Origin of the sequence: Pseudonocardia oceanicola, assembly GCF_047200735.1 — a bacterium.
Taxonomy (GTDB): domain Bacteria; phylum Actinomycetota; class Actinomycetes; order Mycobacteriales; family Pseudonocardiaceae; genus Pseudonocardia.
Genome location: NZ_JBJZON010000019.1, coordinates 16,861 through 34,413, shown reverse-complemented (window position 1 = coordinate 34,413; position 17,553 = coordinate 16,861). Strand labels below are relative to the sequence as shown.

15 protein-coding genes are annotated in these 17,553 nt (G+C 70.8%); 1 reads left to right on the top strand and 14 read right to left on the bottom strand.

Annotated features, from left to right (window positions below):
• The first annotated feature begins 15 nt into the window (after positions 1–15).
• The gene (locus ACL02T_RS23895; protein WP_412832992.1) at positions 16–1,959 is read left to right on the top strand and encodes a flavin-containing monooxygenase; all 1,944 of its coding nucleotides are present in this window, start codon (positions 16–18) and stop codon (positions 1,957–1,959) included.
• Between the two features lie 69 nt (positions 1,960–2,028).
• On the opposite strand, the gene ACL02T_RS23890 is transcribed toward ACL02T_RS23895, so the two are convergent.
• From ACL02T_RS23890 to ACL02T_RS23825, 14 genes are all read right to left on the bottom strand, one after another.
• Positions 2,029–3,174 carry an ABC transporter ATP-binding protein gene (locus tag ACL02T_RS23890; RefSeq protein ID WP_412832991.1) on the bottom strand — a complete coding sequence of 382 codons (1,146 nt, stop codon included), beginning with the start codon at positions 3,172–3,174 and terminating at the stop codon, positions 2,029–2,031.
• Positions 3,167–4,903, bottom strand: a complete 1,737-nt coding sequence (locus ACL02T_RS23885; RefSeq protein ID WP_412832990.1) for an ABC transporter permease — start codon at positions 4,901–4,903, stop codon at positions 3,167–3,169. The genes ACL02T_RS23890 and ACL02T_RS23885 overlap by 8 nt, the downstream gene beginning before the upstream one ends.
• A gap of 58 nt (positions 4,904–4,961) precedes the next feature.
• The gene (locus tag ACL02T_RS23880) at positions 4,962–6,011 is read right to left on the bottom strand and encodes an ABC transporter substrate-binding protein (RefSeq protein WP_412832989.1); all 1,050 of its coding nucleotides are present in this window, start codon (positions 6,009–6,011) and stop codon (positions 4,962–4,964) included.
• Entirely contained in the window at positions 5,998–6,168 is a 171-nt protein-coding gene (locus tag ACL02T_RS23875; protein ID WP_412832988.1) for a hypothetical protein, read from the bottom strand. The genes ACL02T_RS23880 and ACL02T_RS23875 overlap by 14 nt, the downstream gene beginning before the upstream one ends.
• A gap of 264 nt (positions 6,169–6,432) precedes the next feature.
• Complete coding sequence (locus ACL02T_RS23870; protein WP_412832987.1) at positions 6,433–7,056, bottom strand: TetR/AcrR family transcriptional regulator; 624 nt, start codon at positions 7,054–7,056, stop codon at positions 6,433–6,435.
• A gap of 240 nt (positions 7,057–7,296) precedes the next feature.
• The gene (locus ACL02T_RS23865) at positions 7,297–8,859 is read right to left on the bottom strand and encodes a sugar ABC transporter ATP-binding protein (protein WP_412832986.1); all 1,563 of its coding nucleotides are present in this window, start codon (positions 8,857–8,859) and stop codon (positions 7,297–7,299) included.
• A 16-nt stretch (positions 8,860–8,875) separates the two neighbouring features.
• On the bottom strand, positions 8,876–10,054 hold the full coding sequence (locus ACL02T_RS23860) for an LLM class flavin-dependent oxidoreductase (RefSeq protein WP_412832985.1): 1,179 nt from the start codon (positions 10,052–10,054) through the stop codon (positions 8,876–8,878).
• 113 nt (positions 10,055–10,167) lie between these two features.
• On the bottom strand, positions 10,168–11,265 hold the full coding sequence (locus ACL02T_RS23855; RefSeq protein WP_412832984.1) for an ABC transporter permease: 1,098 nt from the start codon (positions 11,263–11,265) through the stop codon (positions 10,168–10,170).
• Between the two features lie 4 nt (positions 11,266–11,269).
• Complete coding sequence (locus ACL02T_RS23850; protein ID WP_412832983.1) at positions 11,270–12,448, bottom strand: sugar ABC transporter substrate-binding protein; 1,179 nt, start codon at positions 12,446–12,448, stop codon at positions 11,270–11,272.
• Between the two features lie 573 nt (positions 12,449–13,021).
• The gene (locus ACL02T_RS23845; RefSeq protein WP_412832982.1) at positions 13,022–13,987 is read right to left on the bottom strand and encodes a PDR/VanB family oxidoreductase; all 966 of its coding nucleotides are present in this window, start codon (positions 13,985–13,987) and stop codon (positions 13,022–13,024) included.
• A gap of 88 nt (positions 13,988–14,075) precedes the next feature.
• A complete protein-coding gene (locus ACL02T_RS23840; protein ID WP_412832981.1) occupies positions 14,076–14,852 on the bottom strand; it encodes an HpcH/HpaI aldolase family protein in 777 nt (258 codons plus the stop codon).
• 64 nt (positions 14,853–14,916) lie between these two features.
• Entirely contained in the window at positions 14,917–15,351 is a 435-nt protein-coding gene (locus ACL02T_RS23835; RefSeq protein WP_412832980.1) for a Rieske (2Fe-2S) protein, read from the bottom strand.
• Positions 15,348–16,406 carry an amidohydrolase family protein gene (locus ACL02T_RS23830; RefSeq protein ID WP_412832979.1) on the bottom strand — a complete coding sequence of 353 codons (1,059 nt, stop codon included), beginning with the start codon at positions 16,404–16,406 and terminating at the stop codon, positions 15,348–15,350. Before ACL02T_RS23830 ends, ACL02T_RS23835 begins: the two co-directional genes overlap by 4 nt.
• Before the next feature lie 2 nt (positions 16,407–16,408).
• Positions 16,409–17,536, bottom strand: a complete 1,128-nt coding sequence (locus tag ACL02T_RS23825; protein ID WP_412832978.1) for an amidohydrolase family protein — start codon at positions 17,534–17,536, stop codon at positions 16,409–16,411.
• Positions 17,537–17,553: the final 17 nt, after the last annotated feature.

Sequence of the window (17,553 nt, the reverse complement as noted above, 5' to 3'; positions counted from 1 at the left end):
AGGGGAAGATCGACTTTGCTGCGAACTCATGCCACGGACCGGCCCCGATTCGAGGACGAGCTCGAGGACGCGCTCGTCGAGGCGGACGTCCGGGTCCTGCTGATGGTCCTGTTCCACCTGACGGGCGACGAGACCTGGCTCGAGGCGCCCTACCGGCCCGAACGCGACGTCCGGCTGATCGCGGACCGCGAGGCCGGGCTCCCCGAGGAGGTGCGCGCGGAGATCCGCGCGGCCGTCTTCCGGCTGCTCGTCGCCGGTGACGTCGACCCGGCCGTCGACACACCCGACGACGCGACGTTCCTCCGCATGATGAGCGCCTGCCTGGGCGAACCCGTCGCCCCCGAGTACGTGCCGATGATGCTGCAGGAGATGAGCCTGCGGCCCGACGACTACCCCGAGCGGATCCGGGACACCGTCACCGGTGTCGACGTGACGGTCATCGGGGCCGGTGTCTCCGGCCTGGCCGCGGCCATCCGGTTGCAGCAGTCGGGCATACGGGTCACCGTGCTCGAGAAGAACCCGGACGTCGGCGGCACCTGGCTGGAGAACACCTACCCCGACTGCGGCGTCGACACCCCGAACCACTTCTACTCGTACTCCTTCGCGCCCAACAAGGAGTGGTCGGCGTACTTCTCCCTGCAGCCGGAGATCCGCCAGTACCTCGCCGACTGCGCCAAGAAGTTCGACGTCTACGACGCGATCCGGTTCGGGAGCACCGTCCGCGCGGCCCGCTGGGACGACGCGAGCGCCCGCTGGACGGTGACCTACACCGACGGCGACGGGGCGGAGCAGACGCTGACCTCGGACTACGTTGTCCCAGCCGTCGGCCAGCTCAACCAGCCGGCGATGCCCTCGATCCCCGGCCTCGCGGACTTCGCCGGGACGATGTTCCACTCGGCCCGCTGGGATCACTCCGTGGATCTCACCGGCCTGAGGGTCGGGGTGATCGGGGCCGGCGCCAGCGCGATGCAGTTCGTACCGAAGATCAGTGCCTCCTGCGGATCGATGACGATCTTCCAGCGGACCAAGCAGTGGGCGCGCCCGATCCCCGAGTACCGTCAGAGCGTGACCGGCCGGCTCCCGTGGCTGCTGGAGCATGTGCCGTTCTACGGCGCCTGGCTGCGCTTCACGCTGGCCTGGCGCTACGGCGACGGCCTGCACCGGCACCTGTTCAGGGACCCGACCTGGCCACATCCCGAACGCTCTCTCAACGCGGGCAACGAGCGGCACCGCGCCGAGCTGGAGGCCTACATCCGGGAGGAGCTGGACGGCCGGCCCGATCTCGTCGAGAAGGCCCTGCCCTCCTACCCGCCCTACGCGAAGCGCATGCTGATCGACAACGGCTGGTACCAGACGCTCCTGCGGGACAACGTCGAGCTGGTCACCGAGCGGATCGAACGGGTCACCGAGGCCGGGATCGTCACGGCCGACGGCACGCTCCACGAGCTCGACGTCCTGATCCTGGCCACCGGCTTCAAGGCCACTCAGTTCCTGGCCGGGATCGAGGTCGCCGGACACGACGGCCACGACCTGCGCGAGGACTGGGGCGCCGACGACGCCCGGGCCTACCTCGGGATGACAGTGCCGGAGATCCCGAACTTCTTCATGATGTACGGCCCGAACACGAACCTCGCGCACGGCGGGAGCATCGTCTTCCACGCCGAGTGCCAGGTCCGGTACATCGCGGACCTCATCGCGAAGACCCGGGCGTCGGGGCATCGGTCGGCCCGGGTCCGGCCGGAGGTGTACTCGGGGTACAACGAGCGCGTCGACGCCGCCCACCGGTCGATGGTGTGGTCCCACCCGGGAGTCGCACCGTGGTACCGCAACGCCGCGGGCCGCGTCGTCTCGAACTCGCCCTGGCGGTTGGCCGAGTACTGGGCCATGACCGAGCACGCCGACCTGGCGGACTACGTCCTGGACGAGGCGGACGAGACGGCCCAGCCGCTGGCTGGCTGACCGACCCCGGTACGGAAGAACCCCACCGCCTCCGGGCAGTGGGGTTCTTCCGTACCGGGGAGCGGGAGCTCAGACCGTGGCGGGCTCGCTGAGCTCGCCGACCGGCGGATCGTCGCTCGTCACCTGCCGGTCGAGGGGGAACAGGTGGACGTGCTCCGGCTTGACCGCCAGGGTGACCTCCTGGCCCGGGCCCGAGGCCGCCGAGGGCCGCTCGGTGCTCTCGGGGACCCGCAGGGTCCCGGTCCGGTGCTCGACCACGACGTGGCGCTCGGCCCCCTGGTAGGAGATGTCCGTGACCCGGGCGCCCCGCAGGGCAACCCCGGGAACGGGCTGCGCGAGATCGGGCAGCACCGTCAGGAAACCCGGGCTGACGTAGAGGTCGACGGGCTCGCGCACGGTCGCCAGCACGTCGCCGGTCACCTCCCCCTCCTCGGCGCGGACCGAGCCCGCCTCCGGGGCGAGCCGGGCGAGCCGGCGGTAGCCCAGCAGCTCGGCCGTCTGCGGATCCGCCGGATGCTCGAACACCTCGGCCGGCGTGCCGAGCTGGGCGACCCGCCCGGCCCGCATCACCGCGATCGTCGTGCCGAGTGTGAGTGCCTCGGTGAGGTCGTGGGTGACGTAGACGCCGGTGAACCCGAGCCGGGTGTGCATCTGGTGCAGGTCGGACCGCAGCTGCTCGCGGAGCTGGGCGTCCAGGTTGCTCAGCGGCTCGTCGAACAGGATCAGCTCCGACCGGCCCACCAGGGCCCGGGCGAGCGCGACGCGCTGCTGCTGGCCACCGCTGAGCTGTCCGGGCCGCTTGCCGAGGTGCTCGTCGGTCAACTGGACCAGCTTCGCGACCGCCCGCACCGACGACTCACGGTCCGCGGCACCGACGCGGCGCGACCGCAACGGGAACTCGATGTTCTTGCGCGCGGACATGTGCGGCCACAGGGCGAACGACTGGAAGACCAGCCCGATGCTGCGCCGGTGGGTCGGGACGCGCAGCCGGCGTTCGGTGTCGAGGACCGTCTGCCCCCCGATGACGACCCGGCCGTCGTCGGGATCCTCCAGGCCGGCGATGCAGCGCAGCGTGGTCGTCTTGCCGCAGCCGCTCGGCCCGAGCAGCACGAGCATCTCGCCGGCGGCGACCTCGAACTGCACGTCGTCGAGCGCCCGGATCGCCGAGCGGCCGGTGAACGTCTTGGTCAGGCCGGACACCTCGAGGCTACGCACCCCGTCCTCCGATTCCCTCCAGGCTGGACCTGCCGCCGAGCAGGAACGCCAGCGCCACCCCCAGCCCGGTGATGACACACATGAACACGGCGAGCACCGCCGTCGCCGGGAACGAGCCGTAGGCCCATCGGTCGTAGAGCGCGGTCGCGAGCACCTGGGTGTCCAGGGACCTGACCAGCAGCGAGGCGGAGAACTCCTGGGCGATGAGCGCGATCGACAGCGCCGCGCTGGCCCCGAGGGCCGGGCGCAGCATCGGGATGTCGATGAAGATCGTCCGGCGGATCCAGCCGGCGCCGTTGGCCGCCGCGGCGTTGGACAGGTCCTCGCCGATGTTGGCCATGGCCGTCAGCTGCATGCGCGTGGTGAAGGGCAGCTGCAGGGTGATGTAGACGAGCACCATGGACCACGTGGTTCCGTAGAGCCCCAGGTCCCGGATGGGTGGGCTGGTGTAGGCCACCAGGAAGCCCATGCCGAAGATCACGCCCGGGATCCCGAGTGGCAGGCTGATGATCAGGTCCTGCAGGGCGCTGGCGACCGGGCGCTTGCTGCGCCGGTAGATGATCCGCGCGCAGATGTGGCTCAACGGCAGGGTGATGGCGACCGCGATCAGCGAGAACACGACGGTGTTGCGCACCGCCCCCAGCATCGACGGATCGGCGAAGAGGTCGCGGTAGTTCTGCAGGCCGAGGTTGGCGAACGACAGCTCGTTCGTCCAGAACGGGGAGAACGAGACGTAGAGGATCCCCAGCAGCGGCAGCACCAGCGAGACCAGGCCGAACAGCAGCAGGAAGATCTGCCCCGGGAGCCGGGTGCGGGCCATCGGGCGGGCCGCCCGCGAGCCCGTGGTGACGAACCGCGACTGATCCCGCAGCAGGCTCCGCTGCAGGACCAGCACGACGAGGCCGAGGGCGACGATCGGCAGGCCGAAGGTCGACGCCGCGCCGTAGTCGATGGGTGACCGGCTGGTGAACACCAGCATCTGTGTGCTGAGCACGTCGATGGACGCCTGCCGGCCCAGGATCAGCGGCATCGTCACCTGGCCGACCGAGATGAGCAGGGTCGTGGCCGCGCCGTAGATCAGCGCGGGCCGGATCAGCGGCAGGATGACCGAGCCGAAGATCCGCACGGTCGACGCCCCCGACGCCGTCGCGGCGTCGATGAGCTCCTGGTGCAGCTGGGCGAGCCCGCTGCGCACGAACAGGAACACGAACGCCGTCGCCGCGAGCCCGGTCAGCAGGATGATCCACGTCTTGGAGTAGACGTCGAACGGACCGGACCGCAACGGGATCACAGCGCGGATGACGGTGTTCAGGTACCCGACGTCCGGGCTGAGCATGAACGCCCATCCGGTGGCCAGCGCGACGGCGGGGACGAACAGCGTCGCCACCGGGATCAGGCTCATCCAGCGGCGCCCCGGTGGGAGCCGGTGCGCGCACCAGGCCAGCGAGGTCCCCAGTACCAGCGCCACACCGAGCGAGCCCGCGGCGAGCTCGATCGTGGTGACGATGGTGGGGCCCCACGCCCCGGAGGTGAACGCCACCTGGGCGCCGCGCGCGCCGTCCTCCAGGCTCTTCCGGAAGATCCCGACGACCGGCGCGATCGTCAGCACCCCGGTGATGACCAGGGTGACGATGATCAACGTCCGGTCGAGCGACCGGGCGGCGACCTGGCTGGACCGCGCCCCGGGCCGGGCGGTGTCCGGCCCGGGGCGCTCGAGCGTGGCGGTCATCGGATCCCCCGGGTGGCGCCCGGGGCTCGCGTGATCGACCCTATGGTGGTCACCGCCGTCATGACTTGGTGCGGCACTGGGCGAAGTTCGTCGCGGTCGACTTCATGTCCGCGGCGGAGATGGCCGAGGTGTCGATCCGGTCCGCGATCTGGGAGATGTTCCCGAGCGTGCCCGGGATGCCGGACGGCACGGAATAGACCCCCGCGTTGAATGCCTGCTGGCCCTCGGCCGAGAGCGCGAAGTCGACGAACAGCTGCGCCGCCTGCGGGTGCGGGGCCGTCTTCAGCACGGTCGCCGAGATCGTCGGCGCGAACACCGGGTCCGGGAACGCGACGTCGATCGGGGCGCCCGAGGCCTTGAGGGCGTTGACCGTGGAGAGGGCCGGCATACCGACGTCGATCTCGCCGGAGGCGAGCGCCTGCTGCATGGTCGACGAGTTCGGGTAGAGGTTCACCTTGTGTGCCCCGGCCATGTTGCAGAGCAGCTCGGGCCCGAACTTCTGGTTCATCAGGTACATCCAGCCGCCCGCCGCGATCGCCACGCTCGGGTCGTCGACCCCGATCCGCAGCGCCGGGTCCAGGGTGGCGAGGTCGTTCCAGGACTTCAGGCCCCCCGGGACCGTCTTCGTGTTCCAGGCGAGGCCGTACGGCGTGACCTGCACGACGACGGACTTCGCGTCCCGGGAGACGTACGGGGAGTAGGCCGGGTCCTTCCTCGCCGTCGACTGGATCGGGGCCAGCATGTCGACGTGCTTCGGGATGAAACCGGGATCGGCGGTGAGGTACACGTCGCCGACCCCCTTCCCGGTCTGCGACTCGGCCTCGACCAGCGGGGTGAGCGCGCTGTCGCCCTGCTTGTTGATCGTGACCTTGATCGAGGCGTACTTCGCGTTGAACGCCTTGACGAGCGCGGTGTTGGAGGCGTCGACCGTGGGGGTGTACAGCACGATCTCTCCCTCGGCGGCCGCCGCGGCCGGGTCTACCGGGCCGGTCGCGGCCCCCGTGCCCGCGGTCGGCGCCGATCCGCCGCCGCAGGCGGCGAGGACCATCAGGCCGGCCGCGGCGACCAGCGCCGCTGCCCCGCGGCGCGCGCTGTCACGCCTGCTCATGTGCCACACCGCTCCAGGTCAGGGAACCCGCGACGAGCGGGCGATGACGGATCGGATCGCGGTGCGGGGTGATCGACGACAGATCGTCGAGCTGTTCTGTCGGGTGGGGATACACGAGAGTTCCCTTCGGTGCGTGAACAACATCGTCGTAGCTCACGTGGCCGGCGGCCGACGACCGCTCGACCGGTCCCGGAGAGCGCCCGAGGAACCCGGTCGTGCCGGGTCGTACCGGACCGCTGTGCGGACGACGGGCCCGCCGCACCGGTTGGGTCGACGGCGCGATCCCTCCGAGGTGAATCGGCACCACGCTAACAGCCATCCCCGCGGCTGTGAAGCGTGCGCTCCATTCAATAGGGTAACGATGTGGCGGACGTGTCACGGCCCTGCGCCGAAGCGTGCGCCCAGCCCGGTCCGACGGACGTCAGCCCTCCGCGAGGACCGCCTCCGCCCGCGCCACGGCCGGCTCCACGTCGTGGCGGAGGATTCCCTCGGTCAGGAGGTTGTAGAAGATCTCGGCCACCTGCTCGTGCGTGTACTGCCCGGCCGGACTGAACCACTGGTAGGACCAGTTGCACATGCCGAACAACGCGAACCGCAGCAACCGGACATCCACGTCGCGGAACTCCCCGGCCAACACGCCGCGTCGAATGACCTGGTCGACGAGACGATCGGCCTGCTCGCGACGCTCCACGAGACGCACCGCATGCTCCCCCTGCAGCGCGTGCTGCTCCCGCAGGAAGACCGTGACCTCGGCCTTGTGCATGGCAACGACCTCGAGCTCGACCTGGAAGATCCGCAACAGCTGTTCCCGAGCCGGGATCGGCTCGACGACGGCGGCCTCGAACTTGACGATGAGATCGTCGATGAACGTCTTGTGCAGGTCGAAGAGAATGTCCGCCTTGGAGCCCGCATGATGATAGAGCGAGCTCTGGCTGACCCCGGCACGGTCCCCCAGCTCACGGACGCTGGTGCCGCCGTAGCCCTTTTCCATGAAGAGCTCCGCAGCCGCCTTCCGGATCCGCTCCTTGACGTCTTTCGAGGCCATCGCCGCTCCCCACTCGCTCGTTCGAGACTGCCCCGCCGCCTCGGTCCCGACGCCGTACGCACCTTCGTTCTGCAGCGAGCGTAGCACCCACGTCATTGGAGCGCTCGACATGGCAGGCGCGGCGCCACCGCGGCGTCAGCGAACTGACCTGCTGAATCCAGCTAGGTTGTCTCATCGAACGAGAGACCCGACCGGGCCCTGGCGCTCCAGTGATGCTCCGCAGCGGGCGGGATGTCCGGCTCAGCCGGGCGAGCCGGCGTCCCCGTAGCACGCCGCGACCAGCGCCTCCGCCGAGACCTCGGCGCGGTCGATCATCCGGGTGAGCCGGCCCTCGCGCATGACGACCACGCGATCGCAGATCAGGTCCAACTCGGCGAACTCGGAGGAGATGAACAAGACCGCCTTTCCCTCGTCGGCGAGCCGCTGCATCAATGCGTAGAAGTCGGACTTCCCGTTGACGTCCACGCCGTGGGTCGGCTCGTCGAAGACGAACACGTCCGCGTCGTGTTCGAGCCATTTGGCGAGGACCACCTTCTGCTGGTTGCCCCCCGACAGCCAGCGGGTGGCCTTGTCCACGCTCGGTGTCTTCACGTCGAGATCCGCGCACAGCTCGTGGGCCCGGGCGCGCTCGCGGGCGCGCGACGGGAGGGGCACGCCGCTCCCGAGCCGGAAGTGCCGCAGGCTCGGGAGCGAGATGTTCCGGGCCACGCTCGAGTCGAGCAGCAGGCCCTGTGACCGCCGGTCCTCGGGAAGGAGCACGAGCCCGTGGCGCAGCGCCGCCCGCGGCGAGCCGATCTTCACCACGGTTCCCCGGACCCGGATCGTCCCGGTGTCGGCCTTGTCCACCCCGCAGATCAGCCGGGCCAGCTCGCTCCGCCCGGCACCCACCAGCCCGGCGATCCCGAGGATCTCACCGGCGTGCAGCGACAGGTTGGCGTCGTGGACCACGCCCGCCCGGCCGAGCCCCGTCACCTCGAGCAGCCGCTCCCCGCGGGTCGATGCCCGCCGGTTCGGCACGCGGACCGGTGCTGCCCCGGCCGAGCCGCCCGCGATGTGGCCGACCAGGTCGTCCGGGCTGATTTCGTCGGTTGCCAGCCGCGCCGTGATCTCCCCGTCCCGCATGACGAGCACGCGCCCGGTCACGGTGAAGATCTCGTCGAGCCGGTGGGAGACGTACACGACGGCCACGCCCGCCGCGGACAGCGAGGCGACGACCTGGTGGAGATGGCCGATCTCGGCGGCGGTCAGGGATGCCGTCGGCTCGTCGAGGACCAGGACCCGGGCGTCGGCAGCGAGGCCGGCCGCGATCATCACCAGCCGCTGGTCGGCGACGCTCAGCGTGCCCACCGCGGCAGTCGGGCTGATCGCCGCGCCGAGCCGGTCCAGGATCTCCCGGGTACTCGCCAGCATCCGGCGCCTGCTCACGAAGATCCCGGCCCGTCGCGGGTACCCGCTGCCGAGGAGCACGTTCTCGGCGACCGTCATGGCCGGGATGTCGGCCCGTTCCTGGTGCACGAACGCGAGTCCGTGCCGGCGGGCCACCACGGGCGAGGACAGCGCGACCGGTTCCCCGTCGACCAGCAGCTCGCCGCTGTCCGGCTGCACGGCGCCGGCCAGCATGCGGATCAGCGAGCTCTTGCCGGCACCGTTCGGGCCCACCAGACCGACGACCTCACCGGCCCGGAGGCTGAAGGACACGTCATGGACGGCCCGCACCCCCGCGTAGTACTTCGTCAGGCGGGAGACCTCGAGCGGTGGCGGTGCGCCGACCTCGGCGGCGGGCACCTTCGGGTTCTGGGTCACGGCTGTCCCTGCTCGCTCAGGCCCGGTCGGCGTCGCGGGCGGCCTTGGCAGCCTCGTAGTCGGCGAAGGCCTTCTTCACGTTCGCCTCCTGGCCGCCGGCCAGCTCGCCGCGGCGCTCCTGCGCCCAGCGCTCGCTGCGGACCAGCGGATCGGCGGAGCCCGTGAAGCGGGGCATCACGTACTCCGCGAAGAGGTCCAGCGAGTGCAGTGTGTCGGGCCAGTTGGCCCACTCGTGGGTCATCATCAGGTAGGTGCCGAAACCGCCGGACTGCTCGACGAGCGCGTTGATCTGCTCGATCGCGTCTTCCGGGGTGCCGATGACGCCCAGCCCGGACTCGACGACCCACTCGATGCGCTCGTCGGTGGTCTCGCCGGCCACCGAGAAGTGGGTGGCCGAGTTGGTGTGCACGAAGTAGTCGAACCACGCGTCGATGCCGTGCCGGGCCTGCTCCCGGGCCAGCTCGCGGGTCTCCGCGATGTGCATCGGCCCGACGAGACGCCAGGTGCCGCGGTCCGCCGTGTTGCCGAACTCCGCGCAGCGCTCCTCATAGATCTCCCACATCTTCGCCAGGGCGTTCTCGCCACCCGCGGAGTGCCGCGCCATGGTGGCGCCGATGGACAGCAGGGAGGCGCCGTGCCTGCCCGCCAGCCGCGGCCCGGCCGGGGAGGCGGTGGCGGCCACGGCGAACTCCAGCTCGGTGCTCGGCAGCATCTGCAACCGGGCCTCGTTGAGCGTGTACCGCGCGGTCGAGACGGTGACCGGCTCGGCGCCGCGCAGCAGCGCCAGCAGGACCTCGAAGTCCTCGGCGAGCGCCTCGCGTTGGGTGGTCTGGTCCAGCCCGATCATGTGCGCGTCCGTGGTGAGCACGCCCGGGCCGACGCCGACGGTGAGCCGACCATGGGTGAGCTGGTCGATCAGCGCGATCCGGTCCGCCACCCACAACGGGTTGTGGTACGGCAGCGACACGACGCCCGTGCACAGCTGGATGCGCTTGGTCTGCGGCGCGACGTAGGGGATGAACACCAGCGGGTCCGAGATCAGCTCGGTGCCGCAGGAGTGGTGCTCCCCGAACCAGATCTCGTCGAACCCGAGGTCGTCGTAGCGTTGGGTGAGCTCGACGTCTCGCTGCAGCAACAGCTGAGGGTTCCGGCCCGTCGGGATGTGGTAGGGCGGGTGGAATGCTCCGAACTTCATGACGGAATCTCCTCGGCACGTCGCGGAAGGTGGCGCTCGATATCGGTGTTCTCTGACAAAGGCGCCCGCTCCGGGACCGGCCCCGGGGTGGCGCGTCGCCGACGTCGTCCCGGTCAGCCCGTGGTGCGGGCCTCGGCACGACGTCGCCGCTTCGTCCTCGGCACGGCGAGCGAGCGACGCTCGAGGCGGGAGACGAGCACGCCCACCACGAGGATCGCGCCCTGCACGAGGTTGATCGCGTAGGTCTCCAGGTTCAGCATCGTCAGACCGGTCTGGACCATGCCGAGGAAGAGCACCCCGACGACGGTCCCTGCGACCGTGAACTCGCCCGGCTTGAACACCGCGGTCCCCAGGAAGGCCGCGGCAAAGGCGGGCAGCAGGTAGGCGCCGCCGATGCTGGGCGTGTACGACGCCGCCTGGGCGCTCAGCATGATGCCGACCCCTGCCGCACCCAGGCCGAGCAGCGCGAACCCGATGAGGCGCAGCTGGCGGGTGCGGACCCCGGCCAGCCGCGCCGCGTCCGGGTTCCCGCCGGTGGCGTACATGTACCGGCCCAGCTCCGTCCGCTCGAGGACGACCGCGATGATCACGGCGACGACGACCGCGATCCACACGAGGTTGTTCATGCCGAGGCGGCTGCCCTGGCCGATGGCGGCGAACCCGGCCGGGATGCCGTCGAAGATCGACGCCTGGTCGGTGATGGCGAACTCCGCACCGGCCACGATCGTGCCCATGGCCAGCGTGATGACGAACGAGGAGCCGCCGAGGTAGGCGACCAGCACCCCGTTCACGAGCCCGACGCCGAGCCCGAAGGCCAGCGCGATCAGGATCGCCGCGACGGGCGGGAAGGCGAGCTTGCTCATGAGGATGACCGCGGTGCCCGCGCCGAGACTGATCACCGAGCCGAACGACAGGTCGAAGTCCTTCATGACCAGCACCACGGTCAGGAAGACCGCGATCACCAGGGAGGGCGCGGCCTGCAGCAGGATCGACGTCATGTTGTCCAGGGTGAGGAACGTCGTCGGCCGCGCGATCCCGAACACCAGGAAGGCGAGCACGAAGGCGCCGATCAGGCCGAACCGCGCGACCAGCCCCGGCCCGGCAGAGGCCCCGCGGGTCTCGGCCGGACCGCCGGCAGAGCCGGGGATCGGTGGGGTGCCCGGAGCGGCCGCGGCCGCCTTCCCCGTCTCGGGCGTCACCATGTCGGTCATTGCATCAACTCGCCTTGTACTCGGCCGACCACTTCGCCTTGAAGAACGCCGTATAGTCGGATCCCGGGGTCACCGGGCCGGATGCGGGCAGGTCGTCCTTGGTGAAGATCCGGTAGGACTCGAGGTTGAAGCCCCCGTACTGCAGGTCGTCCGGTGTCGCGGCGATCGTCGCGTTCCGCGCGAAGTAGCCCGCGAGCTGGTCGATGGCCTCCCAGTTCGACGGCGCCATGTTGTTCTCGACGACCGCGGTGATCGCGCCGCTGCGCATCAGGGCCAGGGTCCCGGAGTCGGTCCCGAAGGTCAGCACCATCGGGCGGTCCGGAAATTGCTGTGACGGGAAGCGGCTCTGCACGGCCTGCGCACCGGACTGCGCGGCGACGTCGAAGGAGAACCAGATCGCCTTCAGGTCGGGCTGCTGGACCAGCTGGTCGGTGATGGTCTTGCGGGTACCCGCCTGGATGTTGGTCGGATCCGTGGTCGCGGTGGCCGCGACCTGGATCTGCGCGTTGCCGGCAGCGGTGTCGACCGCGTTCGTGCGGACCTTGGCCCACGTGGCTGGGAAGTCGTTGACCGAGATCGTGGGCGCGTCACCGGCGGTCTTCAGCTTGGCGACCATCCAGTCGGCGAGCAGCTTGCTCTGGGTTGCGTTGTTCGGTGCGTAGGAGCCGAGGATGGCGGGATCCGACGCGACCTCACCGCTGGTGTTGATGACCGGGACCTTCTGGGCCTCGGCCTTGCGGAGCTGGGCGTTCCAGATCGACGGCTCGTTACCGATCGACACGATGGCGTCGACGTTGCGCGCCAGCAGGGTGTTCGCGCAGTTGGCGATCTTGACCGGATCGCCCTGACCGTCACAGGCCACGGTCTCCCAGCCGATCGCCGTCGCGGCGGCCTCTATCGACGCCTGGGCGGTCGCCCCCGACTCCGCGGCCTGGACCGGCTGCAGGATGCCGATCGTCTTCTTCGGCAGGGTGACCGGGGCGCCGGCGGCCTGTCCGGCCTTCGTGCCTGCGGCGGTCGCCGCCGCGGTGTCCGGACCCGCCAGTGCCGCACCGCTGGCGGCGGGCGTACCGGCATCTGTCGTCCCGCTGGTGCCGCCGCCACATCCGGCACCCAGGAGAACCAGCGGTACTACAACGGCGGCAGTCGCCCAACGCAGGGCGACCGACTCACGGAACTGCATCGTTCCTCCTAGTATGGGCCAGTCGGTGACTCGCGACGACGGGCGGCTTCGCCGCCCCGTCCGGCACCACTCCCGACCGCTGTCGTTCGGGACGGTAGCAAGCGCTCCAGTAGGTGACAAGATGGAGCGCACGCTTCAGTTTGGACGCTGGCGGTGCGCGCTGCCCTACGCACCGCGCGGTCCACCGGTGCGGCGTCCCGACCCCTTGCGGACGCCACCGAGGAGTGCGTGGATCGCAGGGCCCGGGTCCCGGTCCCGGCGGACGGGCTAGACGGCGCTCTCACCAGCACTTATCGGCGCCCAGCAGCGCCGATGGCTCCGTCGCGGCCGGAGCGCGCGGGCGTGGTCGGCCTGCCGGGCGCGTGCCCATCCGTCGCTGCTTCGCCGGTGCAGCCGAGTCAACGGACTCGGCGCCGCGACACGGCAGAGTGGGCCGCCGCGGTACCGACGGCCATCCGAATTGCCGGAAGGTCGTTCGCATTGGACGAGGATGACTGGAGCGAGCGCACGCTCGCTTGGCGATTGACGGTCGTCGAGAGCGTCCGCCGCTCGGTTCCGCGTGCTTCCCGGGTGTCAGAGCTCGAGCACGAGCCGACCGCACCGCGCTCGGGACACACACACCATCATCACGTCGCCCGCCGCCCGCTCCGAGGCGGACAGCACGGAGTCCCGGTGGTCGATCTCTCCCGAGAGCACGACGGTCTCGCAGGTCCCGCAGGTCCCCTCGGTGCACGACGAGTCGACCTCGATGCCGGCCCCCTGGGCCGCGTCCAGGATGGACTGACCCGCGGCGACCTCGACCGTGATGCCGGACTCTGCGAACTCGACCTCGAAGGCGTCCTCGGCACCGCCGAGGAGGCCTTCGGCCGGCCGGAACCGCTCGACCCGCAGCGCGCCCTCCGGCCACCCCTCGCAGTTCTTCTCGACCGCTGCCAGGAGTGCCTCCGGACCGCAGCAGTACACGACGCCGGCGGCCGCCCGGTCGCCGAGGATCGCGGGCAGGTCGAGCAGCCCGCGCTCGTCCTCGGGCCACAGAACCACCCGCTCGCCGTATCCGGCCAGCCGCTCGGTGAACGCCATCGACGTGCGCCGCCTGCCGCCGTAGTACAGCGTCCAGTCGGCGCCGGCCCGGTCGGCGGCGGCGATCATCGGCAGGATCGGCGTGACGCCGATGCCCCCGGCGATGAACGTGTACCGCGGCTCGTCCACGAACGGGAAGTTGTTGCGCGGTCCCCACACCCGGACCGGGGCGGACACCTGGAGGTAGTCGTGCACGTACTCCGAACCGCCCCGTCCCTCGGGCTCGCGGAGCACGGCGATCTCCCACCGGTCCCGCTGCGACGGGTCACCGCACAGCGAGTACTGCCGGCGCAGCGGCTCGCCCGCGATCTCCACGCCCAGATCGAGGTGCGCCCCGGGTAGCCACTCGGGCAGCTCACCGCCGTCCCCCCGGACGAGGACGAGATGGACGACCCCGTCGGCCGCCTCGGCCCTGTGGGCGACGATGAGATCCCGCTCCTCCGACGGTTCGGTGGACACCCGGCCTCCAGCGTTCACTGCTCGTGCTCTCCTGACTCGACTGGACCCCGATCGTCCCGGCGGGCCGGGGCCGGGCTCGGCGCGGCCGTCACAGGGCGGCGGTCGCGGCCTCCTGCATCGCGCGCAGCCCGGCGTGGATGAACGGCTCGATGGTGAACCGCAACAGCCGGGCACCGGCCGCCACCGCGCTGCCGACGTTCTTCTCGTCCACCACCGTGCCCGCGGTGCGGCCGGCGGCGACGACCCGCCGGATCGTGTTCAGCACCAGCTCCTGCACCTCGGGGTGCTGGGGCTGCCAGAGGTACTCCTCGCCCATGGTCTGGGCCAGGTCCGACGGCGCGACGAAGAAGCAGTCGATGTGGTCGACGGCCAGGATCTCGTCCAGGTTCGCGATGGCCCGGACGTCCTCGATCATGGCGACGACGAGGATGTCGTCGTTCGCGTCGCGGTAGTAGTTCTCCACCCCGAACGAGCGCCGAACGGTGCCGACCCCGCGCTCGCCCAGCGGCGCGTACCGGGCCCCCTCGACGATCCGGCGGGCCTCCTCGGCGGTGTCCACGTGCGGCACCATGATCCCCTGGACGCCCTGGTCCAGGGTCCGGCCGATGATCGACGGCACGTTCTGGTTGACGCGCACCATCGACGTGATCCCGACGAGGTCGCACACCCGGGAGAGGTCGCCGAGCTGGCTCCAGGTGATCGGCCCGTGCTCCATCTCGATCCAGGCGATGTCGAGCAGCCCGAGCATGCCGAGCCGCTCGATGTGGTCGGCATCGGGCAGTGAGTTCGGACCCAGGATGGGGGCCAGCACGGGCTCGCCCGCCGCCAGCTTCCTCCGGGCCCGGTTCTCGATCTGGCGTGGCATGTCCTGGGTCCTCCTCCTCGAGACGTTCCGGCGCCTGCGGCGCCAGGAGACGGGCGGCGACGGGTCAGATCTCGACGACGACCGTGGCCTCGTCGCCGTCGACACTGACCGGGAAGGTCTGCACGCCCTTCTCGAGGCGCTCCAGCACTTCGGAGCTCTCCTCCACCGTCACGTCGTAGCGCCGGACGCGGTTCTTCGACGGGAAGATCGTTCGGCCGGTCGCGATGTCGAACTCCCAGTGATGCCAGGGGCAGGCCAGGATCTCCCCGTCGCGCACGGACTCGACCAGGGGCGGCTTCCGGCCATCGAGATGGGCCTCGGTGGTCCCGCTGACGTAGCCCTTGCACAGCGGCGCGCCCATGTGTGGGCAGGAGTTGCGCAGCGCGAAGAACGTGCCGTCGATGTTGAACACGCCGATCCCGGCGGGCTCGGGCTCCGGGTAGATCACCAGCGACGTCCCGGGCGGGATCGAGGCCGCCGGCCCGACGACGTACTTCATCGGACCGCGTCCGCGGGGGCGAGCGCGGCCAGCGCGGGCTGGGCGGCGAGCCGCGGGATGTCCCGAAGCGCGTTCCCCCACAGCAGCGCGTCGCGCGCGGCGTCCGGCCCGTCGGGGAGGACCTCGGAGATCCGCACCTGGTCCCAGAAGGGGGTGTGGCTGCCGTAGATGCCCTCGCTCACGCGACCGGTGATCGCGTCGAGCGCGTCCTCGTGCCGGACGCCGTCGACCGTCCCGTCCTGGGCCTGGGTGATGAACCGGCAGAACCGCGGCGCCCGGAGGCTGGGCAGCTCCTCGATCCACGGCACTTCGACCCGGGTGGCCTTCCAGTCCGCGTCGAGCCGCCAGAGGAGCGGCTTGACGATGTCGATCCCGCCGTCGCCGAAGAGGAAGCGCAGCTCCGGCAGTCGGTCGGGGATGCTGCTCGCCGTGAGGCTCAGGGCGTGCACGGCGCTCATCATCGACCGGGTCGCGTCGTTCTCCGACCACTCCACGGGCTGGCCGACGGCGGTGTGCAGGTACTCGGCCGCGTTGGCCAGGTCGTCCTGGATGTGCACCGGCAGGCCATGATCGGCCGCGGCCTCCCACACCGGGAAGTACTGCTCGTCTCCGTAGTGGGCGAAGGCCCGCAGCGGCACGACGACCTCGACGAAGCGGGGATCGTCGGCCCAGCGCTCGATCTCGCGCACCGAGGCGGCGGAATCGGCGATCGGCAGCCGGATGCCGGCGACGAAGCGCTCGTCGTGCTCCAGCCACACCTCGCGCACCCACTCGTTCGTGGCGCGGGCGACCGCGGCCGCCTGCCGCTGGTTGGCCAGCAGGCCGCGGGTCAGCGGGCTCAGGACGGCGACGTCCACGCCGCGCGTGCCGAACAGCAGCTCGGCCATGGCCGCGGGCGACCGGGCGGCGTCGGCGTCGGTGATCTCCGGGAAGGGCGCCTCGAACAGCTGGCCGAGCACGCTCGTGAGGCGCACGTTCCGCCAGGGGGCGGGCAGCCGCTCGATGTACTCGGCGTCGTTCATGATCGGGTGGACGGCCGCGTCGATCACGGTCATCGTCACGCCACCGCCGCTTCGGCCGGGACCTCGGTGGGCAGCCCGTAGAAGTCGATCGCGTTCTGGGACATGATCCGCCGATACATCGCGTCCGGGATCCCCTTCGGCAGCGCCTGGCGCGGGTCGTCGAAGTCGTAGTGCGGGTAGTCACTGGAGAACATCAGCACCGTCTCGGCGTCGGCGAGCTCCAGCAGCGCGACGAGGTCACGGTCGCGCGGGGCGCGCTCCATCGGCTGGCTGGCGAACCGGACCTGATCGCGGACGCAGGCGATCGGGTGCTTCATGGGGCCGGTACTCCAGCGGGTGCGCTCGTCCCAGTTGACCGCGAGCCGGGTCAGCAGCGCCCGGTGCCAGAGGAAGCCACCCTCCAGGAAGGCGATCCGGAAGCCGGGGATCCGGGCGAAGGTGCCGTTGCAGATCCAGCTGACCAGGTGCGCGGCGTAGTCGAGCGGACGCGCCACCGCGTGGAACTCCACGTACTGGGCGAAGTGGCCGATCGGGGTGATCCCCAGCGGCAGCCGGCCGCTGTCCTGGAAGTGCATACCGACCGGGAGCCCGTGACGCGCAGCGGCCTCCCAGATCGGGTCGTACTGCGGGTGGCCGAGCGGGCGGTCCGAGTCGTGGGCGATGAAGACCTGTTTGAAGCCCGGGTGGCCGGCCCACGTCTCGATCTCGCGAACCGCGGCGGCCACGTCGTCGAGCGGGACGCAGATGCCGCCGAAGAACTGGGCTCCATCGCGCTTGAGCCAGGTCTCCGCCTGCCACGCGTTCATCGCCGTGGTCAGGGCGAGGTTGAGCACGGGATCGGTCGGGTGCGCGACCAGCGGCGTGATCATCGCGAGGTCGACGCCGGCCTCGCCGAGGAGCTGGCGGCGGACGAGGTCGCGGTCCGAGCCCGGGGCCTCGCCGTTCGGTCCGGTCGCCTCGACCCGGGTGCCCGAGAACAACGGCGTGTGGCACGGGCGGCGGGCGTTGATCAGCTGCTCCGGCTCGGCGAAGCGGCTCAGCCGGTCACGGTGAGCGGGCGCGACGTACTCGAGGAGCTCCTCGTGACCGGACGGCCGGAGATGGACGTCGGTGTCGACGGTGGCGACCGCACGCGCGACGTCGATGGTGGGCGCGATGGGCATCTCATTGCCTCCGAAGG